This window comes from Mycobacterium sp. SMC-19 (assembly GCF_045310815.1).
Taxonomy (GTDB): Bacteria; Actinomycetota; Actinomycetes; order Mycobacteriales; family Mycobacteriaceae; genus Mycobacterium.
This window is the reverse complement of record NZ_JBJIAM010000011.1, coordinates 83,045-108,146: the sequence shown is the minus strand read 5'-3', so window position 1 is coordinate 108,146 and position 25,102 is coordinate 83,045. Positions and strand designations below refer to the sequence as shown.

The 25,102-nt window shown below is 66.6% G+C and carries 23 protein-coding genes; 9 read left to right on the top strand and 14 right to left on the bottom strand.

Annotated features, from left to right (window positions below):
• Positions 1-2 precede the first annotated feature (2 nt).
• The 4 genes from ACJH5R_RS20385 to ACJH5R_RS20370 all read right to left on the bottom strand — a co-directional run bounded on the left by ACJH5R_RS20385 (position 3) and on the right by ACJH5R_RS20370 (position 3,335).
• Positions 3-1,382 carry an acyl-CoA dehydrogenase family protein gene (locus ACJH5R_RS20385; RefSeq protein WP_406782708.1) on the bottom strand — a complete coding sequence of 460 codons (1,380 nt, stop codon included), beginning with the start codon at positions 1,380-1,382 and terminating at the stop codon, positions 3-5.
• A gap of 83 nt (positions 1,383-1,465) precedes the next feature.
• Positions 1,466-1,951 carry an SRPBCC domain-containing protein gene (locus ACJH5R_RS20380; RefSeq protein WP_406759542.1) on the bottom strand — a complete coding sequence of 162 codons (486 nt, stop codon included), beginning with the start codon at positions 1,949-1,951 and terminating at the stop codon, positions 1,466-1,468.
• 11 nt (positions 1,952-1,962) lie between these two features.
• The gene (locus tag ACJH5R_RS20375; RefSeq protein ID WP_406759541.1) at positions 1,963-2,295 is read right to left on the bottom strand and encodes an ArsR/SmtB family transcription factor; all 333 of its coding nucleotides are present in this window, start codon (positions 2,293-2,295) and stop codon (positions 1,963-1,965) included.
• Between the two features lie 62 nt (positions 2,296-2,357).
• Complete coding sequence (locus ACJH5R_RS20370) at positions 2,358-3,335, bottom strand: PE-PPE domain-containing protein (RefSeq protein ID WP_406759540.1); 978 nt, start codon at positions 3,333-3,335, stop codon at positions 2,358-2,360.
• 263 nt (positions 3,336-3,598) lie between these two features.
• Between ACJH5R_RS20370 and ACJH5R_RS20365 the strand changes: the two genes are divergently transcribed.
• The 3 genes from ACJH5R_RS20365 to ACJH5R_RS20355 are packed head-to-tail and all read left to right on the top strand — an operon-like array spanning position 3,599 to position 6,508.
• Entirely contained in the window at positions 3,599-4,624 is a 1,026-nt protein-coding gene (locus ACJH5R_RS20365) for a PE-PPE domain-containing protein (RefSeq protein WP_406759539.1), read from the top strand.
• A gap of 41 nt (positions 4,625-4,665) precedes the next feature.
• Positions 4,666-5,667, top strand: coding sequence for a PE-PPE domain-containing protein (locus tag ACJH5R_RS20360; protein WP_406759538.1), 1,002 nt, complete (start codon positions 4,666-4,668; stop codon positions 5,665-5,667).
• A gap of 40 nt (positions 5,668-5,707) precedes the next feature.
• Positions 5,708-6,508, top strand: a complete 801-nt coding sequence (locus ACJH5R_RS20355; RefSeq protein ID WP_406759537.1) for a crotonase/enoyl-CoA hydratase family protein — start codon at positions 5,708-5,710, stop codon at positions 6,506-6,508.
• Between the two features lie 43 nt (positions 6,509-6,551).
• On the opposite strand, the gene ACJH5R_RS20350 is transcribed toward ACJH5R_RS20355, so the two are convergent.
• Positions 6,552-8,162 (bottom strand): pentapeptide repeat-containing protein, encoded by a 1,611-nt coding sequence (locus tag ACJH5R_RS20350; RefSeq protein ID WP_406782707.1) that lies wholly within the window; start codon positions 8,160-8,162, stop codon positions 6,552-6,554.
• A gap of 152 nt (positions 8,163-8,314) precedes the next feature.
• Between ACJH5R_RS20350 and ACJH5R_RS20345 the strand changes: the two genes are divergently transcribed.
• Together ACJH5R_RS20345 and ACJH5R_RS20340 are read left to right on the top strand one after the other, a co-directional pair.
• Positions 8,315-9,835: a serine hydrolase domain-containing protein gene (locus ACJH5R_RS20345; protein WP_406782706.1), complete on the top strand. Its 1,521-nt coding sequence runs from the start codon at positions 8,315-8,317 to the stop codon at positions 9,833-9,835.
• A gap of 58 nt (positions 9,836-9,893) precedes the next feature.
• Positions 9,894-10,910, top strand: coding sequence for a CobW family GTP-binding protein (locus ACJH5R_RS20340; RefSeq protein WP_406782705.1), 1,017 nt, complete (start codon positions 9,894-9,896; stop codon positions 10,908-10,910).
• Between the two features lie 25 nt (positions 10,911-10,935).
• Here ACJH5R_RS20340 and ACJH5R_RS20335 read toward each other — a convergent pair whose 3' ends face one another.
• Positions 10,936-11,826, bottom strand: coding sequence for an alpha/beta fold hydrolase (locus ACJH5R_RS20335; RefSeq protein WP_406759556.1), 891 nt, complete (start codon positions 11,824-11,826; stop codon positions 10,936-10,938).
• 651 nt (positions 11,827-12,477) lie between these two features.
• On the opposite strand from ACJH5R_RS20335, the gene ACJH5R_RS20330 reads away from it, so the two are divergent.
• The gene (locus tag ACJH5R_RS20330) at positions 12,478-12,846 is read left to right on the top strand and encodes a hypothetical protein (RefSeq protein ID WP_406759533.1); all 369 of its coding nucleotides are present in this window, start codon (positions 12,478-12,480) and stop codon (positions 12,844-12,846) included.
• A 33-nt stretch (positions 12,847-12,879) separates the two neighbouring features.
• On the opposite strand, the gene dnaB is transcribed toward ACJH5R_RS20330, so the two are convergent.
• The 5 genes from dnaB to rpsF all read right to left on the bottom strand — a co-directional run bounded on the left by dnaB (position 12,880) and on the right by rpsF (position 16,401).
• A complete protein-coding gene (gene dnaB / locus ACJH5R_RS20325) occupies positions 12,880-14,256 on the bottom strand; it encodes a replicative DNA helicase (RefSeq protein ID WP_406759532.1) in 1,377 nt (458 codons plus the stop codon).
• Between the two features lie 487 nt (positions 14,257-14,743).
• On the bottom strand, positions 14,744-15,202 hold the full coding sequence (gene rplI / locus ACJH5R_RS20320; protein ID WP_406759531.1) for a 50S ribosomal protein L9: 459 nt from the start codon (positions 15,200-15,202) through the stop codon (positions 14,744-14,746).
• Positions 15,203-15,235: 33 nt separating this feature from the next.
• Positions 15,236-15,490, bottom strand: coding sequence for a 30S ribosomal protein S18 (gene rpsR, locus ACJH5R_RS20315; protein ID WP_024442719.1), 255 nt, complete (start codon positions 15,488-15,490; stop codon positions 15,236-15,238).
• A gap of 33 nt (positions 15,491-15,523) precedes the next feature.
• On the bottom strand, positions 15,524-16,033 hold the full coding sequence (locus ACJH5R_RS20310; RefSeq protein WP_406759530.1) for a single-stranded DNA-binding protein: 510 nt from the start codon (positions 16,031-16,033) through the stop codon (positions 15,524-15,526).
• 77 nt (positions 16,034-16,110) lie between these two features.
• The gene (gene rpsF / locus ACJH5R_RS20305) at positions 16,111-16,401 is read right to left on the bottom strand and encodes a 30S ribosomal protein S6 (RefSeq protein ID WP_406759529.1); all 291 of its coding nucleotides are present in this window, start codon (positions 16,399-16,401) and stop codon (positions 16,111-16,113) included.
• 153 nt (positions 16,402-16,554) lie between these two features.
• On the opposite strand from rpsF, the gene ACJH5R_RS20300 reads away from it, so the two are divergent.
• Positions 16,555-17,235, top strand: a complete 681-nt coding sequence (locus tag ACJH5R_RS20300; protein WP_406759528.1) for a sensor domain-containing protein — start codon at positions 16,555-16,557, stop codon at positions 17,233-17,235.
• Between the two features lie 6 nt (positions 17,236-17,241).
• Here the strand turns inward: ACJH5R_RS20300 and ACJH5R_RS20295 are convergent, their stop codons facing one another.
• Both ACJH5R_RS20295 and ACJH5R_RS20290 read right to left on the bottom strand, forming a co-directional pair.
• Entirely contained in the window at positions 17,242-18,039 is a 798-nt protein-coding gene (locus ACJH5R_RS20295) for a sensor domain-containing protein (RefSeq protein ID WP_406782704.1), read from the bottom strand.
• Positions 18,040-18,072: 33 nt separating this feature from the next.
• Positions 18,073-18,798, bottom strand: a complete 726-nt coding sequence (locus ACJH5R_RS20290; protein WP_406782703.1) for a sensor domain-containing protein — start codon at positions 18,796-18,798, stop codon at positions 18,073-18,075.
• Positions 18,799-19,020: 222 nt separating this feature from the next.
• On the opposite strand from ACJH5R_RS20290, the gene ACJH5R_RS20285 reads away from it, so the two are divergent.
• Positions 19,021-20,760 carry an AMP-binding protein gene (locus tag ACJH5R_RS20285; RefSeq protein ID WP_406782702.1) on the top strand — a complete coding sequence of 580 codons (1,740 nt, stop codon included), beginning with the start codon at positions 19,021-19,023 and terminating at the stop codon, positions 20,758-20,760.
• A 160-nt stretch (positions 20,761-20,920) separates the two neighbouring features.
• Positions 20,921-22,012, top strand: coding sequence for a PE-PPE domain-containing protein (locus tag ACJH5R_RS20280; RefSeq protein ID WP_406782701.1), 1,092 nt, complete (start codon positions 20,921-20,923; stop codon positions 22,010-22,012).
• 9 nt (positions 22,013-22,021) lie between these two features.
• Here the strand turns inward: ACJH5R_RS20280 and ACJH5R_RS20275 are convergent, their stop codons facing one another.
• On the bottom strand, positions 22,022-25,021 hold the full coding sequence (locus ACJH5R_RS20275; RefSeq protein WP_406782715.1) for an RND family transporter: 3,000 nt from the start codon (positions 25,019-25,021) through the stop codon (positions 22,022-22,024).
• Positions 25,022-25,102 lie beyond the last annotated feature (81 nt).

The following is a 25,102-nucleotide window of genomic DNA, read 5'->3' as shown; positions in this document are numbered from 1 at the left end:
CGTCATCTCGGCGGGCGCAGAACTTTCATGGCGGCCCGCAGCACCGGCGCCGGGATGCGGTCCTGCATCGCCAGCGCGCCGGCGGCGGCCCGGGTACGCAGCGGCGTGCCGCGACCGAACATCCGGTTCAACGGCCCGCCGGATGGCTCGATCTCCACGTGCAGCGGCGGGGTACCGACCGCCGCGCCCAGCGCCTGCGCGATCACCATCCGTTGGATCTCGCTGGTGCCTTCGAAGATGGTGTACAGCTTGGCGTCTCGGTACCACTTCTCCACCGGATGGTCGGTGATATAGCCCCAGCCGCCCAGCGTCTGCACGGCTCGTTCGGTGACCCGCACCGCGACTTCGCTGGCGGCCAGCTTGGCCATCGATCCCTCGCCGCGATTGAATCCGATTCCGTTGGCCGCCATCCAGGATGCCCGCCAGGTCAGCAGCCGTGCGGCGTCGATCGCGGTGGCCACCTCCGCGAGCGGGAAAGCAATGCCCTGGTTGTCGATGATCGGGCCGCCGAAGGCCTCCCGGCGGGTGGCGTAGTCGGTCGCGTATTCCAGTGCGGCGCGGGCAATGCCGATGGCCTGTGCGGCGACCATCGGCCGGGTCTGCTCGAAGGTCCCCAGTGTCGCGGAGCCGGTTGACGGCGCGCCGGCCAGTATTTCGCGGGCCTTGGCGAGTTTGTGCTCGAGCTTTTCCTGCCCGCCGAGCAGATTCTCGGACGGGATGCGCACGCGCTCGAAGCGCAGTTCGGCGGTGTGGGAAGCCCGGCAGCCCAGCTTGTCGAGTTTGCGGACCAACTCCAACCCGGGGGTGCCACCGGGGACGATGAACAGGGCCTGTCCACGGTGGCCCAGGTCCGGGTCGACGACGGCGTTGACCACATGCACGTTCGCGATGCCGCCGTTGCCGATCCACATCTTGTGGCCGTCGATGATCCAGTCGTCGCCGTCGCGGCGGGCGGTGGTGCGCAGGTTGCGGACGTCGCTACCGCCTTCGGGCTCGGAGATCGCCAGCGCCGCGAGCTTGAGATCACCTGGTGTGCCAAAGCATTCCGGTGCCCATTGCAGCATCTGTTCGGCGGTGGCGGCCTGCCCGATCGCCGACAGTGCCAGCGCCGGCATCACGATCGCCAGTCCGATTCCGGCACAGCCCCAGAACAGTTCTTCCATGAACATCGGCAGCGATAAGCCTGTCGAGTCGCCGATCAGGTCGCGGTAGAACAGTGGGCTGTAGAAGCCCTGCGCGGCGGCCTCCTCGAGCACCGGCCACGGGAAGTCCTGGCGCTGGTCGTAGTCGAGCGCGACCGGCCGAATGACCGATTCGGCGAACTGATGGGCGCGGCGGGCCAGGTCGTGCTGTGCCGTGGTCGGCGTGAGGTCGAAGGCCATGGCTGGGTCCTTGCGGTCCTTGCGGCCGGCTGTAGCCGCCCGAACAGCTGGAATTGCCGCTCGAGCTCCTGGTCAAACGCGATTCAGGAGGCGACCAAGGTGTCGATCTGGTTCAGCGCCGAGGTGGAGCCCTCGATCACGCCCATGTCCAACACCTTCTGCAGGTCTGCGGCGGACGCGAACGTACTCACGTACCTCGCGCGGGTTCCGCCGGCGTGCTCGGCGAAGGTATAGATGTTTCTGGAGGTCGGCATCCCGGGATCCGGATTGAAGTCCAGATCGGCGAAGCCGTCGTCGAAGGTGAAGCTCCACGGCTCGTCGACGGCGACGATCTGCCAGTATCCGGCGTACTTCTCGCCGTCCGGGCCGGTCATGAAGTAGTTCGTGCGGCCGCCGGGCGTGAGGTCGTGGTCGACCATGGTTGCGGGGAATGTCGGTGGCCCCCAGACCTTCTCCAGCTGACGCGGGTCGGCGTAGACCTGCCAGATTCGCCGCACCGGCGCGGCGAAGTCGGCGGTGATGGTCAAGGTCAGGGCGTCGATGTCGTGTTGTACGTCGATCACGGGCATGGTGCGACCTCCTAGGTGTCGTCGGACGAGATGAGTTCGTCGATACGTGCGATGCGACCGCGCCACACCTGCTCCAACTCGGTGAGCATGGATGCCACCGACCGCACCGCTGCGACGTCGCCGCTGGCCAACTGCTCACGGCCGCTGCGGCGCTTGGTGAGCAGGCCGGACTTCTCCAGCACCGAGACGTGCTTCTGCACCGCCGCGAAGCTCATCTCGTACTTCAAGGCGAGCTCTGAAACGGAGTGCTCGCCGGCCAGGACCCGGCGCATGATGTCACGCCGGGTGCGGTCGGCAAGTGCGTGGAACAGGGCGTCGACCCTGTCGTCGTCGAGCGTGATCACCCGGCAATCGTACAACCGTTTGGTTGTAGGTTGTCAAGGGCGCCTGTCGGGCCCGGCTGAGATCAGACCAGCGGGAACCAGTAGTCGAGGGTGTCCTCGACGCCGCCCCAGTCGATGCCCATCCAGTCGGTGAAGAACTCCTCGAACTTCCCGAAGGCGTTGTAGACGAACTGCACGAGCGAATTGAACAGTGCGTCCCACACCCCGCTTTCGGCCAGCCCGTTGCCCATGGCGTTGACCCAGGCGGTGAACTGGTCAATGTCACCGGAGAGGTCGATATTGGTGATCAGGCCGTCGGCGGTCGCGACGTGGTCGGCGACCTGCTCCGGGGTCAGCCCCAGATACATGACGTGCTCCCAGAACAAGCCGAGCATGGAGGGCGCGGTGTGGTCGGCCACGGGGTCACCGGGGAACGTGTAGATGGTGGTGGTGAACGCGTCGTTCGGCGTCTGGTTGCCGAACAACAGTGAGGAATCGTTGGACAGCGACAACTCGCCCAGGGTGTGCGGCCATGTGCCGTTGGCACCCGACGGATCGCCGATGAACACGAAGTGCAGCGCCTCGGGGTCGACGCCGTCGTGGGCCAGCTGCGCCATCGCGATCGAACTGGCCGTGGCGCCCTGCGAATAGCCAAAAATCCAGAGTGGGTTGTCGGCGTCGTAGGTGCCCGGGTTTGCGTTGAGCTCGGCGTGCACCGCCCGCACGATCTCGGACGCACCGGCGAAACTGCTGTAGCCCTGCAGGAAGAGCTGCGGGGTGGTCAGCACTCGCAGCGGGCCGTCGCAGTCGCCGGCCCCGATCACGCACACCGCCGCGTCGTCGCCCGCGTCGAAGCCCAGCGGCTGCAGGAACAGATCGGCCGCGGTCTGGGCAAATGTTGCCGACGGGGTGGGCATCATGGTGCCGCCGATGAAGATCGCGGTGTCCGACAGCAGGGCTACCTGTAGCGCGTGCGCCGTGTGGACGACGGGGGTTCCGACGACGCCGGCTGCGATCACGCTTGCGGCAGCAAGCGGCGCGAAAACCTTGGTTGCGTTCATGCCCGAGGCTCCTAAGGCTTATGTATGAGATAGGGAAGAAATCCTGAAGAGCCAATAGTGGCAGTCGCGCCGTAGACGCGTCAATCGGCATACCACTCCAGGAGAATGCCGTTTGCCTACACGTTCGGCCAGGCGGCACTTCCATTGACTTGCGCCGAACGCCCCTGCCATGATCGCCCTCAGGTTTAACTTTCGATTTACTCGTGTGATTTTTAGCTATGGCTGTCGGGATCTGTCGTGCACGAATGATTCGGAAAGGCGGCATGCCCGTGGTGAAGGACAGCCCCGCGATGCTGACCAAGCTCGTCGCGCCGATCGCGATCACCGGCATGGTGGCAGGCGGTGTGCTCGCCGCACCGATGGTGCACGCGGCGCATGCAGGCGTCGACCTGCACGCCGACGTCGACCTGCTGGCCGACACCGCGATCTTCGTCGGCCCGACGATCCTGTCGACGCCGTCTGCCACATTCGCCCGGACCGCTGCCGATCTGTTCCTGCGGCCGTTGGGCTTCGATGGTGGCGACGACCCGACGGCGTGCCTGATCGGTTCGGGCACGTGTGACGCGCCGCTGCAACTACTGAGCACCCCGGGCCTCATCCAAGTCGGCCACAGCAGCTTCGCCGGTGCGGCCGAGATCGTTCGGACTGTCCAGGCCGAGCTCGCCGCCAACCCGGGCGCCTACGACGCCGAGCACCCGTTGTGGATTTTCGGCTACTCCCAGGGCGCCACGGCCGGCTCGATCGCGATGGCCCAGCTGGCCCACGACGGCGTCGACCCCGAACTGCTGCACTTCGTGTTCATCGGAGACCCGACCGCCCCGGATGGCAAATATCCGCACATGGAGGACGACGGCTCGGCGCACAGCAACTTCTCCGACAGCTGGATGCTGTACGGCAAGGAGACCCCGAGCGACGCCTTCCCGACCACGATCTACACGATCCCCGGTGACCCCAACGCCGACTACACCTCCACGTCGCCGTATGGCGATTTCTACGAGCACATGATGTATCTGGGGCTCACCCCCGATCAGGTGGCCAACCACACAGCCACCACCGACGACCTGCTCACCACCATCAACATCTCTACCGACTTCGACCAGTTCGGTGCCTGGCTCAATGCGTGGGGCCACGGGCTGGCCGACAGCAGCTGGTGGGACGGCCTGTTCTACTCGGCCGTGGCGTTTGTCTACAGCGCCTTCGGCAAGCTCGAAGACTTCTTCGGCGACTGGATGGGCCTGGACTGGGGCGGGGTCGAGGAAACCCTGGACTACTGGTTCCCGACGGTTTGAAACATCTCGCTTCGCAAATGATTGGGAAAGGTGGCAAGCCAGTGACGAAAGGGCGCCCCATGACGCTGACCAAGGCCTTGGCGCCGATCGCGGTCGCCAGCACGGTGGCGGGCAGTGTGCTGTCCGCTCCCGTGGCGCACGCCACGCATGTCGATGTGAGCCTGCTGGCCGATACCGCGATCTTCGTCGGCCCGACGATCTTGTCGACACCGTCTGCGACATTCGCCCAGACCGCGGCCGATCTCTTCCTGCGGCCGCTGGGCTTCGACCTCGACGACGACGCGGGCGCGTGCGTGGTCGGCTCCGCGGGATGTGACGCGCCGCTGCTATTGCTGTCCACCCCCGCCCTGGTTCAGCAGGGCCACAGCAGCTTCGTCGGGGCGGCCGAGATCGTGCGCGAGGTGCACGCCCAGCTCGCCGCCAACCCGGACGGCTACGACGCCGAGCACCCACTGTGGGTGTTCGGCTGGTCGCAGGGCGCGACCGCCGGTTCGATCGCGATGGCCCAGCTGGCCCACGAGGGCGTCGACCCGTCGCTGCTGCACTTCGTGTTCATCGGCAACCCGGTGGGCTCCGGCGCCGCGATACCGGATCTCGGCGGAGGCTCCTCGTCCGGCGACTTCTTCGACACCGGCCTGTTGTCCGGCGTCCACACCCCGACCGACGCGTTCACGACGACGGTGTACACGATCCCCGGCGACCCGGTCGCCGACCCCAACTCCACCTCCGCGTTGGGGATCCTCTACGAGCACATGATGTACCTGGGGCTCACCCCCGACCAGGTGGCCAACCACGCCGCGACCATCGACGGCATGCTGACCGACATCAATATCTCCGGCGACTTCGACCAGTTCGGTGCCTGGCTCAACGCGTGGCCCCACGGACTGATCGACAGCGGCTGGTGGGAGGGCCTGTTCTACTCGCTGGTGGCGTCCTTCTACAGCGTCTTCGGCAACATCGAGGACTTCTTCGGTGACTGGCTGGGCATCGACTGGGGCGGCGTCGAGGACACCCTCGACTTCTGGTTCCCGCCGGAGGTCTAACGCTCAAAACGTCCCCAGATGCTGGTTCTATTCTGTTGCGATGGAACAGGAACGCATCCGCGTTGAGGTCATCGACGGCATCGCCCACGTGACACTGGATCGAGCCGACAAGATGAACAGCCTTGACCTGCCGATGCTGCAGGCACTGGCGTCAGTCCCCGATCAGCTGGCCCGTGACCGCTCGATACGCGTGGTGATCCTGCGCGGCGACGGCCGGGCGTTCTGCACCGGGCTGGACTTCGCCGGAGCCAAGCTGTCCGGGCTGGCCGGCGTGCGCAACTTCGGCAAATTGCCCTGGCAGAAGACCAACCTGTTTCAGCAGGCTTGCTGGGGCTGGCGCGAGCTGCCGGTTCCGGTGATCGCTGCGCTGCACGGCCATTGCTACGGCGGAGGACTGCAGTTGGCGTTGGCTGCCGACTTCCGGATCACGACGCCGGACTGCAAGCTTTCGATCATGGAGGCCAAGTGGGGCCTGATCCCCGACATGACCGGCGCCGTCACGCTGCGCGAGCTGCTTCCCCTGGACGTAGCCAAACGCCTGACCATGACGGCAGAAGTGTTCTCGGGTGCCGACGCCCTCGAGTACGGACTGGTGACCTCGGTTGCCGACGATCCCGTTGGCGCCGCCCAGGATTTGGCAGCACAACTCGCCGAGCGGTCACCCGATGCGTTGGCGGCGACCAAGAAGCTGTTCCACTCGACGTGGACGTCCTCCGCACGCCGGACGTTCTGGACTGAATCGGTGTTGCAACTTCGGCTACTTCGAGGTCGCAATCACCACTTGGCACGAAAGGCGGGCCGCGACGGCAAACCCGTCTGGGAGCCGCGGTCGTTGGGCTGAGCACCAACGTGTTTCACCCGGCGTCGCCAAGACCATGGAAGAGTCACCCCGGCTTGCCAGACGGTGGCTGTGCACCGTCGTCGGGTTCACCTCCTGATCCAGCTGACTTGCAGAACTCCTCAATCGAGACGGACTGGATGGCGCGTGCCTTTCGTTCCGCCAACTCTCGATGTTTCTTCCAGACGCGATCCAGCACCGCCACCTTGAAGTTTCGCAGCAACTCCGCCTCGGAGCTGTAGGCGAAGACCGGTTGAAGGACCCAATCGTATTGATTCGCCAGATCGGTGAACACGGAGAACGGCGTTTCGCCCTGCTGGATGATCGCAACGAACGGTACCTGGTAATCCGGGACCGTCGCTTGCAGCTCTAGTGGCGATGACTTCGGGTTCGTGATGTCGGCGATGACGAAGAAGCTCAACCCGGCCAGCGTCTTGATGGTCTCGGTCACGCCGCGGGATGCGGGTCGGTCGAAGTCGAAGATGATGGGCAGGAGATTGTTCCTGCGCACCTCGCCGGCGAGCGCATCGAGAATCGCCTTCCGCTCGGATGTGAAGCGCCCCAAGATGAGAACGGTCTTGCATGTGAGGGAGTCGATCGCATTGCGGACTTTCGCGCGATCAAGCAGCAGGTAGAGGAATTGCGCCAACTCCAGGTCGTCCACGGTGATGCTGACGTCCGATTCGGGCATGATGATGAGCCCGGTCTGGTCTTTCGGCGCACCGCGCACATCCCATGCCGACACGCCATAGACGCGGCACGCCGTCAGCCGGGTCCCGTCAATATTCACCTTGACCAGTTGTGCCCCTTCGAGGTTCGCACCCGACAAGTCCGCGCCGGACAGGTCCGCCCCCCTCAGGTAGCTACCGGCAAGGTTTGCGCCCACCAGCTGCGCGCCCCGCAGGTCCGCGCCTTCGAGATGCGCCTTGTCCACGAAGGCACCGGACAGGTTCGCCCCGGCGAAGTTCACCTCCCACGACAGGGCGCCGCCGAAGTACGCGCCGCGGAGATCCGCGCCGGCGAAGTCCACCCCCAACAGGTTGGCCTCCCAGAATTTGGCCGCGTGCAGGTCGGCTCCGGCGAACGACGTGTGGCTGCCGAACTCCGCCTTGCTGAGGTCAACCTCGGACAGGTTTGCCTCGGACAGATCCGTTCGCTTCAAACGTGCCCCGGCCAGCTTCGCCCCCCGCAGGTCGGCCCCAGATAGGTTGGCCTCACGCAGATTCGTGCCACGGAGGTCAGCGCCCGTAAGGTTCGCCTCGGAGAAGGAGGCCCCCTCGAGGTCCTTCCCGGCGAGATCACAGCCACTCAGCTGCGCGCGTGATCCCCGCGCGCCGACCAGGTTCGCTGCTCGTAGGTTCGTCCCCTCCAGAACGCAACCGAACAGATCCGCATGCGTAAGGTCCGCGCCCTCAAGGTCCGCGCCCCGAAGGTTGGCCACGAGAAGGTGGGCCGAGCGCATCGTGGCTTTCGCCAGTTGGGCCCCGCCGAGGTCGGCGCGGGCAAGCATGGCGCGCGCCAGGTTTGCCCCGCGCAGATCCACGCCGGCAAGATCGGCGCCGATCAGGTTGGGGTTCACGTCAGGATGGGCGTCTCGCCAGGCGTTCCACGAGGCGACCCCGGACCGCAGCAAGTCGACGTGCTTCTGATCTTCCATTGCGCCTCCTCATGCCTCTTCTTCATAGCTGCGGTTGTCTAGTGACTTCCGCCTCGCACCCCTGTCTTGTTTTGCGGTCGTGATTCGAATCGCTCAGACGAGATGGGCGGTGGCCTCCCCGCCCCCCAACCCGCGATGACTACCGTCGAACTGTGACGGTGTCAGCATCACGCATCACCCGGGCCCGCGCCGTGGGAACCGTCGCGCTGGTACTTGCGGCGGTTCCGTCGTGTGGCCATCCGCGGCCCATGCCAGCGCCGCCCCTGGCTGCCCCGTCCACCACAGTGCCCGTCCTCCCTCGCCCGGAAGCGCCCTACTTACCTCGCGAGGAGCTGATCGCGCCGGTCTCCACATTGATCAACGACGCGATCGCGGTGCCCCGGCTACCGGGTGCGGTGGTCCGGATCGGTCACGCCGGCACGATCGCCTTCAGCCAGGCCTTCGGCGCGCGCAAACTCGCGGACGAACCGGGGCTCGACGGCGCGCCCTCACCGGCCGAGCCGATGACCGAGGACACGATCTTCGACATCGCGTCGTTGACGAAGTGCCTCGCGACGACCGTCGCGGTCCTGCAACTGTACGAACAGGGCCGGGTCGGAATCGACGAACCCGTCCAGACCTACCTGCCGGAGTTCAACGAGACCAACGACCCCCGACGCGCCCAGGTGACGTTACGCATGCTGCTCACCCACACCTCGGGCATCGGCGGCGATCTGAGCCACCAGGGTCCGTGGGGCCTGACCGAGGCCGACAAGGCCGGTGGTGTTCATCGGGCGCTGACCGCACCGCTGGAGTTCGGCCCCGGCGAGCTATTCCACTACTCGGACATCGGTTTCATCATCCTGGGCGTGCTGGTCGAGACCCTGACCGGCCAGCCGTTGGATACCTACGTGCAGGACAACGTCTTTGCGCCGCTGGGCATGACCGACACCCGCTACCTGCCCGCCACCAAAGCCTGTGGTCCCCACCAGGTCCGCGGTACTGCCATCGCATTGGACCCGGGCCAATCCCCGGACGGCGAGTGTCCGGCAGGCAGCTGGAGCACCGACCTGTTGGCCCGGATCGCGCCGACGGCACATGACGAAGACACCCCCGGGATCAACCCCGACTTCGACCAACTGCTGCGCGGCACGGTGCAGGATCCGACGGCACGCCGCATCGGAGGGGTGGCCGGCAGCGCCGGGGTGTTCTCGACCGCCGGCGATATCGGCAGGTTCGCCCAGGCCCTACTCGATCGGCTTGCCGGGCGCCCGAGCCCGTTTCCGTTGCGGCAATCCACCCTGGAGTTGATGACGACACCCCAGCAACCCGGACACGACGCCTCCCAGGTCGTGGCCGCGAATGCCGCTGCGCAACAGGCGAATGCAGCCTCGCCCAATAGGGCCGATCCCCTGCTCGCGGTGAACTATCCGGCGATCAGCGGGCAGGATCTCCGCGGTCTGGGCTGGGATATCGATACGCCGCACTCCCGGCCGCGCGGGATGATCTTTCCGATCGGCAGCTTCGGTCACACCGGGTTCACCGGAGTGACCCTGTGGATCGACCCGGGGTCGGACACCTACGTGATCGTGCTCGCCAACGTGATCCATCAGCGCGGCGGTCCGCCCATCGCCGGGCTCAGCGGCGACGTGGCCACCGTGACCGGCCGGGCGCTGCATCTGTACGGCAGCTGACGGACCGACTTCTACCCCGTGGTGACGCCCCGGCCCGGGTAGTGCCGATAATGGCCGGGTGGCCGACCGCAACACGCCCGCTATCCCCGTCATCGCCCTGACGGGGTACCTCGGGGCGGGCAAGACCACTCTGCTCAACCATGTGCTGCGGGCGCCGGGCGCGCGAATCGGGGTCATTATCAACGACTTCGGCGAACTGAACGTCGACGCCGGCCTGGTCACCGGCCAAGTCGACGAACCGGTGTCGATCGCCGGTGGGTGCATCTGCCATCTGCCGGATGAGGGCGGACTGGACGAAGCCCTGGAGAAGCTGGCCGACCCGAAGCTGGCGCTCGACGCGATCATCATCGAGGCGAGCGGGGTGGCCGAACCCGCGGATGTATCGCGCGTGATTCGGTTCAGCGGGGTGGAGCGAATACGTCACGGCGGTGTCGTCGACGTCATCGACGCAGCGGAACACTTCGACACGGTCGACACCGAGTCGGCCCCGCCGCAGCGCTACGGCGTGGCCTCCCTGGTCGTGGTCAACAAGTTGGATCGGATCGCCGAAGACGCCCGTGAAGAGGCCCTTGCTCGGGTGGAAGCCCGTGTGCGCGAACTCAATCCCCACGCTCACGTGGTGGGGGCGATGGCCGGACGGGTGGATCCCCGGTTGCTCTACGACATCAGCGACGGCGGCGAGTCCGGGCAGATGTCGTTTCGGGAGCTGCTCCTCGACGACGCCGGCGAGCACCACGATCACGTGCATGCGGACTCGGTGACCGTCGTCGGCGACGGCGCCGTTGACCCGGGACCGCTCATCGACCTGCTCGAACAGCCGCCGCATGGGGTCTACCGGATGAAGGGCACGGTCGCGATCGGCAAGCGTCACTACCTGGTCAACGTCGTCGGCACGTCGGTGCACGTGGTGACCGCGGCTGCGAGTTCAGGGGCCAGCCACCTCGTCGCGATAGGCACGCACCTCGATACCGCGGACGTTCGCGCCCGGATCGAAGAGGCACTGCGGCCCGCCGGGGAGAAGGTGTCCGCCGCGGGCATGCGACGGTTGCAGCGATTGCGGCAGTACAGCATTTAGGTCGCGGCCGTACAACCAGGGTTTTTCACTCCGCTGCGGGGCCGATGAAGTCGATGCCCGCACGAATCGCGGGGCGATGCCTCAAGATGCGGAAATGCGCCAACCGGCCGAGGCCCGCCGTCGTCATCAAGCGCGCGCCCGGCCATGACGCAACGACCTTCTCGCTCGTCGCATAGGGCGTGTCGGGGTCATCGGGGTCGTGGATGAGCAGCAGCGGCGGGTAGTCGGTGCGCTCGGCGATCCGGACCATGTTGGTGTCCTCGAGCGGCATGCCGATGCGGCGTTCCAGACGCCGATGCAGGCCGGCGCGTATCCGGCGGCCGAAGTTGTGGCGCGCGGCGAACAGATCCAGGTAGATCGGGAACTCGCCCATCGGCGCGAGGAACACCAACCGTCCGACCGTGGCGCCCCACGACGCCGCGAATGCGGTCGCGTTGGCCCCGAGGGAGTGGGCGACGACCGCGCGGGCCGGCCCGTGGGTCCGGATCATGGCGGCCACGGCTTCGGCGCACTCGATGGCGGTGGTGCGACCGGGTGCGAGTACGCCCGGCTCTGACTCGTTGTGGCTGGGCAGGTCGAACGCGATGACCCGGTGCCCGGATTCGACGAGGGGTTTGATGAACATGCCCAGGTGTGGGCGACGCCCGCCCCAGCCGTGCACCAGGTAGACGGGCGGCCCCTCGCCCCAGGACTCGCCGACGATCCGGTGCCCGTCCCAGTGCGCTTCTAGCGGCTCACCGGGTGGGACGCCGGGCGGCATGCGCAGGCTGGACTCGAGGACCGGTGGGGTGCACCACAGCTCCAGCGCCCAGCGCGACCCGATGGCAGGCGCGATTCGCTCCAGTAGCCAGAACAGCCGACGCACCCGCGGGGTGACCGGCGGTTGGACACCGGAGCCCTCCACATCGAGAACGATCGGGCTGGGGGAATCGCCGCCTTCAGAGCTGGATCGATCTTCGCGAGGACGCCCTCGTGCAGGTGGGGGGGTCGTTGACTCTGGCACGTATCGAGGTTAGCGAGGGAGTGCGGTCTGCAGCCATCTGTCAGTTCGGACCGGTTCACGGCTTGGCCTCGACTCCTTATGCCGGAGCTGCGGTGATTCACACCGACATGCCGGGGCCGCGGCCAGCCACCGTGTGGCGATTGGCACGCACCTCGACACCGAGGATGTTCGCGCCCGGCTCGAGGAAGGTTTCGCGCCCAGCCCTGGAGATAGTTGGCGGCCGCGGGCATGCGCCAGTTGCGGCGGTTGCGCCGCTGCAGAATTAGGCGATCCTGACCGGCCGAGTGATGTGCACCGAACCTATCGCCGGCTGCCCAAAGGCTGTGCTGCCGTCCCAGGCCATTGAGGTGGCCATACCGTCGCCCCACGAAGCGACGCAACCGCGTGCCACGTCGAGAGAAAATTAGTCCGGGTCCGGCTTAGCCAATAGCGCCGACAGGCTCTCCAGATCGATCATTTACGCCCGCGCGCCGTCCGCCCTTGTTCTGGCTTGAGGGTCGCGTAATTGAAGCCGGCGCTGCGCGTGAGGCTGCGTGAGATTCTGCGGGGTCTAGCGTAGGCGGAATGGGTTTGTTCAGTCATGAAGAGTTCCGGGATCCGGCCAGCGGCGTTGGTGGCGGCGATCGGCGTGGGGTTGTCGAGCGAGCTCGGGGTGCTGAGGTGGACCAGTACGAGGCTGATGAACCTGTGGTGGTGGGTCCGGGGTTGCCGCCTGAGGATGGTTCTTGCGGTCAGTTCGCTGTTCAGTTTCATGTGTCTACGTCAATGCTGTTCGGGTTGAAACGTATTGCGGATATACGTGGGGTGAGCGTGCCGGAGGTATGCCGGCAGGTGATCGGTGTGTTTGTCGCCCAGCAGGAGGGTGAGCTGGGTGCGTTGCTTGCTGCCGAGTCCGAGGCGGCTGATTACCGGCCGAGCTTGGGGCAGGCGTAACCGTCGCCAACACCTGTCACCGCCGCCGTCCCGCTAGTGCGCCATATTCGTAAACCGCGACAAGTGCAGCTGGTGCGCCACCGTCACCGTCTTCGTCGGCCCGTTACGGTGCTTGGCCAGAATCAAGTCCGCCTCGCCGCCGCGGGGGTCGTCACGCTCGAAGGCATCGGGCCGGTGCAGAAGTATAACCATGTCCGCATCTTGCTCCAAACTTCCACTTTCGCGGAGATCTGCCAGCATCGGCTTCTTGTCGGTGCGCTGCTCGGGACCACGGTTGAGCTGGCTCAGCGCGATCACCGGCACCTCGAGCTCCTTGGCCAGTAGCTTGAGGTTCCGGGAGAATTCCGACACCTCCTGCTGGCGTGACTCGACCTTCTTGCCGGAGGTCATCAGCTGCATGTAGTCGACCGCCACGAGGCGCAGGTCCGCCTTCTGCTTGAGCCGGCGGGCTTTGGCGCGGATCTCCATCATGGTCAGGTTCGGCGAATCGTCGATGTAGAGCGGCGCCTCGCTGATCTCGCTCATCCGCCGCGCCAGCCGGGTCCAGTCGTCGTCGGTCATCCGCCCCGAGCGCATGTCGCCGAGTTTGATCTTGGCTTCAGCGGACAGCAATCGCATGACGATCTCGGACTTGCTCATTTCCAGCGAAAAGATGACGCTGGCCATCCGGTTCTTGATCGAGCACGACCGCATGAAGTCCAACGCCAGCGTGGATTTCCCCATACCGGGCCGCGCCGCAATGATGATCATCTGCCCCGGGTGCAGCCCGTTGGTCACCTCGTCGAGGTCGGTGAAGCCGGTCGGCACACCGCGCGCGATACCGCCGTGCGAAGCGATCGCGTCGATCTCGTCCATGGTGGGCTGCAGCAGGTCTTCCAGCGGGACGAAGTCCTCGGAGCTGCGCCGCTCGGCGACCTCGTAGATCTCGGCCTGGGCCCGGTCCACGATCTCGGCGACGTCGGCGCCCTCTGCGCCCGCGTAGCCGTACTGCACCACCCGGGTACCGGCCTCCACCAGCCGGCGCAGGATGGCTTTCTCGGCGACGATCGTGGCGTAGTAGCCGGCGTTGGCCGCGGTGGGCACCGTGGAGATCAGCGTGTGCAGGTACGGGGCGCCGCCCACCCGGCGCAGCAGGCCGCGGCGGTCGAGTTCGGCGGCCACCGTCACCGCGTCGGCCGGCTCACCGCGGCCGTAGAGGTCCAGGATCGCGTCGTAAATGTTCTGGTGCACCGGACGGTAGAAATCAGCGGGCCGCAGCCGCTCCAGCACGTCGGCGATGGCGTCCTTGCTCAGCAGCATGCCCCCGAGCACCGACTGCTCTGCAGCCATGTCTTGGGGCGGTTGGCGGCCGACGTCCTCGCGTGGTGGCTCCTCGAGCTCAGAGTGACCACGGTCGTCGACTACTGCCATGCGCCCCTCCTCGTCCACTGGCACAATCGAACGACCGTTCGACGTTGGTTGGCCCGAACATATCCGGTGGCACCGACACCCCCGTTGTGCCGTGCCGCGTTGACGGTAGGCGTTGCTGGCGGCCGTACAAAACGAGCTTGTTCACAAAGGTGTGGATTAAGTGTGCACACCGGTCCCCCATTTGTTTGGGACGGTGGGGAAGACTTGTGGATTGTTCTTCCACCCACGGACGTCCCCCCAGGTCAGAGTGGTAACGCGGGGTGTTTTCATTGTGGAAGACAATCTCATCGGCGTGTCGTCCTAGGTTGCCGCCTTGGGCGTGTTGCTTTGCAGGCAGGTAGACGCGATTCCACAACAAGGTGAACGACCCACACGTCCGGGCGTTCCCTAGAAGTTAGCCAGCACTAACCGACCCGGCCCCCATCCGAACACAGCAAAGCCCCGGCGGCGCCGATCAGAGCGCTACCGGGGCTGCTGAGATACGTGCTTAGTTTGCCGCGGCGACGTCGAGAGTGACGTCGACGTTCACGTCGGGGTGCAGGTGCACCGACACCGCGTGGCTGCCGACACCCTTGATGTGGGCCTTGGGCAGCCGCACGATCCGCCGGTCGAGGTTGGGCCCGCCGGCCTTCTTGATCGCGGCGACCACGTCAGCGGCGGTCACCGAGCCGAACAGCTTGCCCGAGTCGCCGGAGGTCTTCACCGGCAGCGTGACGGTGCCCAGCGCCTGCAGAGCTTCCTTGAGCTCCTTGGCGTGGTCCAGGTCGCGCACCTGCTTGGTCTCGCGGGCCCGGCGGATGTCGTCGGCCTGCTTCTGCGCGCCGCGCGTGGCGACGATGGCCAGCCCCCGCGGGAGCAAGAAGTTGCGGCCGTATCCGTCCTTGACCTCGACGGTGTCTCCGGCCGCTCCGAGGTGGTCCACCTCAGCGGTCAAAATGAGCTTCATCGTTTCGTACTTTCTCCAAGATTGAGTAGTCGGCTAGCGCGCCGACGAGGTGAAGGGCAGCAACGCGACCTCGCGGGCGTTCTTCACCGCGAGCGCGACGTCGCGCTGGTGCTGAACGCAGTTGCCGGTCACACGACGGGCGCGGATCTTGCCCCGCTCACTGATGTAGGTGCGCAGCAGCGAGGTGTCCTTGTAGTCGATCACCTGCTTCTTGTTGGAGCAGAATGCGCACTTGCGAGCCTTGATCGGCTTCTCAGGAGCCGGACGCCGCTTGTTGGATTTGGCCATCTACCTATCTCTTTCGTGCTGTGGTTCGTTGGTCTAAAAGGGCGGCTCGTCGTCGGCGCCACCGAAGGAGCCGGACGCCGGAGCACTGCCCCACGGGTCTTCCGCGGGCGGTCCGGAGGGACTCGCCGGGGCCGACATGCCGCCGCCCCCACCGAAACCGCCTCCGCCGCCGCCGCGGCTGACCTTGTTGATCTTGGCGGTGGCATACCGCAACGAGGGGCCGACCTCATCGACCTCCACCTCGTAAACGGTGCGCTTCTCGCCCTCGCGGGTCTCGAAGGACCGCTGCCGCAGCCGCCCGGTGACGATCACCCGCGATCCGCGGGTGAGGCTCTCGGCCACATTCTCGGCGGCCTCGCGCCAGATGTTGCACCGAAGGAACAGCGCGTCGCCGTCCTTCCACTCGTTGCTCTGCCTGTCGAAAACCCGCGGAGTGGACGCCACCGTGAAGTTGGCGACCGCCGCCCCCGAGGGGGTGAACCGCAGATCGGGATCCGCGGTCAGGTTTCCAACGATGGTGATCGTGGTGTCACCTACAGCCACGGGGCCCTCCTAGGATCGGTGTCAGCACTTGATGCTGCATTCGCAGCATGAGCCTACGCAACGGCTGCGACAGTCGGCTACGACTTGTCGGTGCGCATCACCTTGGTGCGGAGCACCGACTCGTTCAGGCTGAGCTGACGGTCAAGCTCGGACACCGTGGCGGGAGCGGCCTTGACGTCGATAACCGCGTAGATGCCTTCGGCATGCTTGGCGATCTCGTAAGCCAGGCGGCGCTTGCCCCATATGTCGACCTTGTCGACCGAACCGCCGTCTTTGCGGATGACGTTCAGGAACGTCTCCAGGGACGGGGCGACGGTGCGCTCGTCGAGAGTGGGGTCAAGGATGACCATGATTTCGTATGGACGCATGGGAACCTCATCACCTCCTATGGTCGTAGTGCGGCCGTGGAGGTATCCACGGCAGGAGGGTCGCCTGCGTCGGCAACCGGGCTAGGTTACCGGAGGCGGACCGCCGGAGTGAAATCGGCGGGTTGCTCATCGAGTCCGATTAGGCTCACCGCCATGGTGAGTCACGGCAGATGGTTCGTGATATCGGCAATCGTCCTTGCCGCGCTGGGCGCGCTGCCGAGGCCGGCGCCGGCGGCCGCCGACGGCGACTGGGTGCAGCCGGGCCAGGTCGCGATGTTGATCCCGTCCGACGACGAGGTCAGCGCCTTCGCCGGGATGCCGATGTCCAACACGGGCCCGGTGGGCATGGTGCCGTCGCAGCCGGAACGTCTGCGACAGCGCGATGACTGCCGGGCGTTCTACGAGGTGGGCACCACTGAGGTAGTCGGAAACAATTACGCGTCTCACCGGGCACAGCGGTGGGAGAACCGCGCACACGAAGCAGCCGCGATCGTGGCCGTGACGACCTTCCCTTCGGTGGCCGAAGCGGGCGAGGCGTTCACCAACACCTACAACCGGCCGGCGGTCGACCGCTGCCTCAATGCACGGATGGCTGGGACCGACGTCGACGCGGGCGTCACCATGGACCTGGTGCACGTCGAACTGAGCCCGGACACGACAGTGGCCTCCTGGCTGCTCTCGGCTCGCTACAACGGCGCGAATATGGGGTTCACCTCTGCGGTCCTCGTCGCGGTCGGGGCCAACTTCATGGTCGAGGTGCTGTGCAGCCAGTGGGGCAACGCCGCCGTGACCATGGACCGGCTCAGCCAGCACGTCTTGGACCGGGTGCACTGACCCCGCTCAGGTGGCCGGAATCCAGACCATCAGCCGCTCGGCGAGCTTCGCCGCCGCCTCAGCCCCGCCGGCGCCGCGCCGGCATATCGAGGTGTACAGCAGAACGTTGCTCTTGACGTCGGCCTCGTAGGCGCAGCTCCAGTCCAGCGGCTTGCCGTCGGCCAGTTGCACCCGGCTCCACTGCGCCCGGGTGCCGTCGACGGTGGTGACGTGGAATTGCCAGGTGACCTTGGCGTCGGTATCGCGCGGGTTGTGCACGGCGACCCCGTCGCACGTGCGCAGCTCGGCGGGGAAAGCCGCGGCGAACGCGGCTCGCGCCTTGTCGGCGTCGGGGTAGGAACCCGCGCCCTGGCCGACGACGATGTCGGCGTTCTCTTCCCGGTCCTTCTGCTGGGCGCCCTTGTAGGCCGTCCACTCGAAGCCGAAGGCGGGCATGGCCGGGCCGAGCAGCACGGCGCACTCGGGGTGCTCGTCGAGCGTCACCGGTGGCGCCGGCTGGTCGAAGCGCTTCTCAAAACCCAACGGTGACCCGACGATGGGGCCGGACACGTCCGGGGGCACCAACAGGTTGCGCAACCGATCGGGCAGCACCAGCGGCGGCGGAACCGGGGACATCGAGGACCGGCCGGCGGGTTCACCGGTGGGAGCCAGCGCCTCTGAGGTCTGGGCCTTGGTGGAGTCACCGGGCGACGGCAGCTTGACGGCCTGGCCGGCTTCGCCATCCTGGTCGCCGCCGTGCGAACACCCCAGCATCGCCATCGCCGTCAGGCCCGCGACGCCCACTCCGGCCAATACCCGCTTCATCACCTCGCTCCTCGACGATCCGTCGTTCATATGTCAGCCCCCGATCCGGTTCGCGGTCATATCCGCTATCTGCTGTGTGGTTGTCGACGGGTTGCCGGTCTGGCACGCCCCGTCACGGTGGATCACATTGCGCTGCAAGCGAATTTGTGTTGCGCAGCGCCATCCGGTGTTCGTCCGGTCACGCTGTTCGGACACGATGACGGACAACTTCGAGTCGGTCACCGTGAGGGAGTCGACGTGCCAGTCCGCATGCTCATCGCTCTCGGCGGGCACCGTCGCCGTCCGGCAGCGCGCCTGCAGATCGGCGTTGATCGTCCGGTGGAACACCCGCGACGCGCTGCGCCCGTTCGGGTAGGCGGCCACACCCTGCCAGGTGAAGAAGTTCATGTCGTCACTGTCCTGCTGTGAGACCTGTCGATACGCGGTGTAGTCCGTGGTCCAGAAATCTTTGCCGGAGAGCGTAAGAGCCTTGCAGTCGTTGCGATCCCGCAACGTGACCTCGGCGCCGGGTACCTGCCAACTGCCGTTTCCGTGCATCGGCAGCCCGACGATGGCGCTGACATCGTCGTCGGACAGGAGCAGGGCACCGACCCGCCCGGGTGGCAGCCCGTCCGTGGGCGCCGCACCGGGCGTCCTGGGGGCCGAAGACACGTTGGCCATCATGGCGTCGACGGGGATCTCACCCGTGGTCGCACTACAGCCGAAGGTTGCCAGCAGGGCCAGCGAGCAGCAGGCCGCGGCTCGAACTGAACGGTTCATCGGGCGTCCCGCATCTCTCGGTGGCAGCTCGGGTCCGGATCGTCACGATCGTAGCGGCTGGCCGGGTTGCTGTCCGGCGGTAACGGGCGTGCCGCCCGGCTGCTGCCGGGGGCGGGGGCGACCCCAGCGGGGGCGCAGGTCGCGCTGGCCAGATAGAGGTACAAGGTCCTCCCGCCCACTGTTGCGCGGCACATCTCGCATTGTGACGGTAGCCTCACCGCCATGCCTGATGTTTCCCTATTAACTTTGTTGCGCGAACGCGCCTTCCTCTCCCCCGATGACCCCGCCTACACCTACACCGATTACGAGCAGGACTGGGACGGTGTCGCCGAGACGCTGTCCTGGTCACAGATCTATCGGCGGGCTCTCAATGTCGCGCGCGAACTCAAGCAGCACGGTTCCGCCGGGGACCGCGCCGTCATCCTCGCCCCGCAGGGTCTCGGCTACGTGGCGGCCTTCCTCGGATCCATCCAGGCGGGATTCATCGCGGTGCCCCTGCCGGTGCCGCATCCCGGCGCACACGATGAGCGGGTCAGTGCCGTGCTCACCGACACCGCGCCGTCCGTCGTCCTGACCACGACCGGCGCCGCAGACCTGGTCGCCGAGTATGTGCGCGAATCCGGGGCCGACGCCACGGCGACCGTCGTCGCTGTCGACGCGTTGGATCTGGACGCCAGCGTCGCCATGGGTGAGCAACCCGTCGACTCCGGCGGTGTGGCGTATCTGCAGTACACCTCGGGCTCGACGCGGCTTCCTGCTGGCGTGATGGTGACGGACCGCAACCTTCAGGTGAACTTCCGGCAGTTCATGGCGGGCTACTTCCCGGAGTTCAACGGGGTGGCACCGCCGGACACCACGATCGTGTCGTGGCTGCCCTTCTACCACGATCTGGGCTTGATCCTGGGCATCATCGCGCCGGTCCTCGGCGGCTACCGATGCGAGCTGACCAGCCCCGTGGCGTTCCTGCAGCGCCCCGCACGCTGGATCCAAGCCATGGCCAGCCACCCCCGGGCATTTTCGGCGGCGCCGAACTTCGCCTTCGAACTGGCGGTGCGAAAGACCACCGAAGAGGACCTGGCCGGCCGCGACCTGGGCGACGTGCTGGGCATCGTCAGCGGCAGCGAACGCGTCCACCCCGCGACTTTGGAGCGCTTCCTCAACCGATTCGCCCCCCACAACTTCCGTGCCCGGGCGCTGCACCCCGCATACGGGCTGGCCGAGGCCACGCTGTATGTGGCGACGCTCGACGTGGAATGCCCGCCCCAGACCGTCTACTTCGAGTCGGAGAAGTTGACGCGCGGCAGCGCTCAACGGTGCGAGGCACCGGACGGCACGCCCCTGCTCACCTACGGTGTGCCGAAGTCGCCGGCGGTGCGCATCGTGGACCCCGAAACGTGCGCCGAGTGCTCGGCGGGAACCGTCGGCGAGATCTGGACAGCCGGCGCCAATGTGGCCGCCGGCTACTGGAACAAGCCGGAACAGACGCAGGAAGTGTTCGGGGCGTCACTGGTCAGGGCGTCCGAGGGCACCCCGAACGGCCCGTGGCTAAGGACCGGCGACCTCGGATTCATCTCCGAGGATGAGCTGTTCATCGTCGGCCGCATGAAGGATCTGCTGATCATCCGCGGACGCAACCACTACCCCGAGGACATCGAAGCCACCCTTCAAGAGATCAGCGGGGGTCGCGTCGCGGCCATCGCGGTTCCCGTCAACGAGGACGAGACCCTGGTCACCATCATCGAAGTTCGGGATCGCGGCGAATCCGCCGAGGACACCGCGGCGCGGCTGGCCGTCCTGAAAAACGATGTGCAGGCTGCGATCTCCCAGGCCCACGGAGTGACCGTCGCCGACGTGGTGCTGGTGGGTCCGGGATCGATTCCCATCACCACCAGCGGCAAGGTTCGCCGGGCCGCCTGCGTCGAGCAGTACCAGAGTCAGCAGTTCATCCGGATGGACCGCTGAGCCCACGGTCTCGCGCTGCCGGCGGTGGGCTCTTGCCCCCTGCCGGCAGCTTAGGTCTGTGAGAAGGTGGTGACACCCCCCTTGCGCGGACTGACGGCTACCCCGGCCGGGGTTGCCGGCAGGTCCAACGGACGCCGCGCACAGCTGTAAGGAGTTAGCGATGAAGCGACTGGTCGCCGGAGCCCTCGCGGTCTGGCTCGCCGGCACGGCCGGCGGGTTGAGCTCCAGCGTCGCCACTGCTGCACCCAACCCCGCACCCCCGGTGGACAATCCATGGATCGCGCCGACCCCGGCGCCCGTGGGTGATGCAGCGTCCGCTGACGTGGTCTACGCAGTCGGCGGTGCCCGCCCCCCCGGCATCCCGTGGGCGGATTACACCAAGCGCGCCGGTGCCGGCTACTTCCCCAACAGGAAGCGCGAGATCATCGACTACCCGGCGGGTGCCATGTTCAGGTGGGTGCCCACCATGTTCGCGCCCGACGCTCAGCGCGACAACGTGACCGTGGCCGCCGCCGTCGACGCGGCGGCCGACAGCCTGGATGCGGTGATCCGTCGTGGGACCGAGCCGGCCGCCGTGGTCGGCTTGTCGCAGGGCACCATGGCGCTCGACAAGGAGCAGGTCCGGCTCGCCAGCGATCCCAACGCGCCGCCACCCCACATGCTGCAGTTCTCAACGTTCGGCTCCCCCATGGGCAAGCACGCTTTCGGGAAGAGCTTTCTCGGCGGACTCTTCCCGCCGGGCAGCCGCCTGCCACTGGACGACTACGTCATGCCCCCCGAGGTGGAGAGCCAGTACGACACCAACCGGGTGGTCGCCGCCTACGACGGCATGGCCGACTTCCCCGACCGGCCGGACAATCTGTGGTCGGTCGCCAACGCCCTTCTGGGGTCTGCGATTGTGCACACTCCTGCCGCGTTCACGACTCCGGCAGATGTGCCCCCGCAGAACATCAGGGCCACCGTCAACTCCCGGGGCGCAACCACCACGTCGTACCTGATTCCGATCAATCACCTGCCGTTGACGCTGCCGTTGCGCTTCGCCGGCGTTCCGGACGATCTGGTCGACCAGCTCGACGCTTTCCTGCAGCCCCAGGTCGACGCCGGCTACTCCCGCAACGACGATCCCGCCACCAAACCGATTTCGGTCGACCCGGCGGGCATGGATGTGGTGCAGATTCTGGGACCAGAGACCAACAGCGCCGTCGACGACACCGTCGGCAAGCTTCGCAACTTCTTCGGTTTCAACGGCTGACGCAAAAGGTCAGGCCTCGGCCACCGTTTCGATCGCCTCGCCCTTGGCGATGCTCCGTTTCGGGTTGTCGGGCACGGGTTGTAGCCACGGACGCGCGGGCCACCAGTTCGCCCGTCCGAGCAGTGCTGCGGCGGCGGGCACGGTAATACTGCGCACCACAAACGTGTCGACAAGGATGCCGGCTCCGATCACGAAGCCACCCTGCACCACAGCGCCGACGCTGGCGAACAGCAGCCCGAACATGGCGGAGGCGAAGATCAGACCCGCCGCGGTGATCACCGCGCCGGTCGACCCGACCGTGCGAATGACGCTGGTACGCACGCCCAGCGGCGATTCGTCGCGTAGTCGGGACGCAAGCAGCATGTTGTAATCGGCGCCCACGGCCACCAGCACAACAAACGCCAGACCTGGCACGCTCCAATGCAGTTGCTGCCCCAATATGACCTGGAAGACCAGCGCCCCGAGCCCGATCGCCGACAGGTAGGAGATGATCACCGAGCCCACCAGGTAGATCGGGGCGATGACCGAACGCAGCAGGGCGGTCAGAATCATCAGCACCACCAGCGTCGTCAGGACGACGATGAGCCGGATGTCCCGGTCGTAGTAGTCGCGAATATCGCGCAGTGTGACCGGATACCCGGAGATCGAGATCGAGGCGTCCGCCAGCACGGTATTGGGTTGCGCCGCTTGGGCGGTCGCGAGGATTGTGTTGACCTGGTCCATGGCTTTGGTGCTGAACGGATCTTCATCGGTCTGGATGAAATACCGCACCGAATGCCCGTCGGGCGAGACGAAGGTGTGGGCCAGCGTCCTGAACTCCTCGGTGGCCAGAACCTGCCGGGGCACGTTGAATCCCGCCATCGACGGCGGAGAAGCGTCGTGGCCCATCGTCATGAGGAACGCCGACGCGGTGTCCAGGCCCAGTCCCAGCTCCTTGGTCTGGTCGACCAGGAGTTGCACCCCGTCGGCCACCTGACGGCCGGCGCTGGCGAGCTCGGAAGTGCCGTTCTGCATCTCGATGATCTTGCGCTGCACCCGGCGAGGATTGTCGAATCCCAGCGCGTGCAGAGACTGCGAGGCCGACTGCAAAGAGCGGCTCAGCCCGTTGACCGCAGACGACAGGGTCTGCGAGGGCTGCGCCGACTGCAGTTGACGAAACAGGCTGGAGATCTCATCGAGAGTGCCCGCGGCACGGGCGTTTTGCAGCTTGTGGAACTCCGCTCGCGCCGTCCCGCAGATCGGATTGGCGTCGCATGTCGGGCTGGTATCGAGAGACTCGGTGACGGGATCGACCCAGTCGAAGCTGGACGCCAGTCCGGCGAAGGTCACCTGGAGAGCGTCGCCGAGCGCCCGGATGCTGTTGACCAGCCTTGCGGCCTGGTCGATTTCACCGAATGTCTTGGTGCCCCCGAACTGCGTCTGCAGATACGCCAACGCGTCGACCAGGCTGCGCACGCTGGCAACCGACTGGCTGACCTGGGTGTTCAGATCTCCGAGACCGTTTGCCAGCTTCCGGGAGCCTGTGGTCAGCCGGTTGAGGTCACCATCGCGCTCGGCGATCAAGCCCGCGGCATCACCCAGCTGACCCCCGACCTCACCGGCTTGATAAGTGGCCCTGGCCTCTTCGAGCGACTCACCGCTTGGCCGGGTAACGCCACGGACCGCGGCCACACCCGGGATCTGGCTGATCCGTTGCGCCATCTGCTCCATGTCGGCAAGGGCCCGCGGAGTACGCAGATCGTTGGGCGATTGGACCAGCAGATACTCGGGGATCGTCTGGTTCACCGGGAAGTGCCGGTCCAGCGCCGCATACCCCACCGAGCTGTCGACGGAGGCCGGCAGTTGTTTGCGGTCGTCGTAGTTGAACCGGATCAGCCCGGCCGCACTGCCCAACGCCAGCAACAGCGCCAGGCTGCCGACCAGATACGTCTTGGGGCGCCGAACGATTCGCACCCCGGTCCGGCGCCAGAACCGCGCAGCGCGTTCGGGGCGCGGCGCCACCCATCCGCGCGGCCCGGCCAGCGTCAGAATGGCCGGAAGCAACGTCACCGCGGCGAAGAACGCCACCGCGATCCCGATCGCCAGCACCGGGCCGACCGTGGCGAACACCCCCAGTTTGGCAAAGCCCATCCCCAGCAGGGTGATGGCAACGGTGGCCGCAGACGCGGCGATCACCTTGCCGATCGACGCCAGCGCCCGCTGCACCGCGCGCTGGCAGTCCTCGGCAGTACCGGAACCCATCCGGATGTAGTCGTGATAGCGGCTGACCAGGAAGACGACGTAATCGGTTCCCACGCCGGCGATCAAGGCGCTGAGCATCACGATGGCCTGGTTCGAGACGGCCATTCCGGTCACCAGTGACGCCGTCGCTACTGCCGCCTGCGCGGCCACCATCGATACGCCGATGGTGATCAGGGGCAGCAACATGGTGAGCGGGTTGCGGTAGATGACGCCCAAGATGAACAGCAGCAGGACACCGATCGCCAGCTCGATCGCGAGGCGGTCGCGCGCTCCGGCGTCGGTCAGGTCGGCGACCGTGGCCGCCGGGCCGGTGACGTCGGCGGTCAACGTCGATCCGGCAACGGTCTCCTTGACGATCCCGGCGACGCGGACGTACGCCGCGTAGGCCTCAGGGGTGCCCAAGTCCCCCGCGAGCCCGACCGGCAGGATCCATGCCTTGCCGTCACTGCTGACGAGCACTTCCCGCAACGCCGGGGTGGTGTGAAAGTCCTGCAGCATCACCACGTCTTCGGTATCAAGACGCAGCCGGTCCACCAACGCGCGGTAGACCTTCTCATCGGCTCGATCCAAGCCCTGGTCATCGGTGAGCAGAACGGTCAGCACGTTCTCCGAGCCGTCCTCGTCAAAGGCGGCGGAGACCTTGGCGGCGGCCTCGACCGACGGGGCGTCGGCGGGCAGCACCGCCACGGGGTGGCGTTGCGCCATCTCGGTCAGCGACGGCGCGAACAGCGGCAGCAGCACGACGAGCAGCGCCCAGAAGCCGATCACCGGCCACGGTCGCCGCACCACGAACTCGCCTAGCCGGCTGAAGATGAGCTCACCTCCGGCAGCACCTGCTGGGCTTGGCGG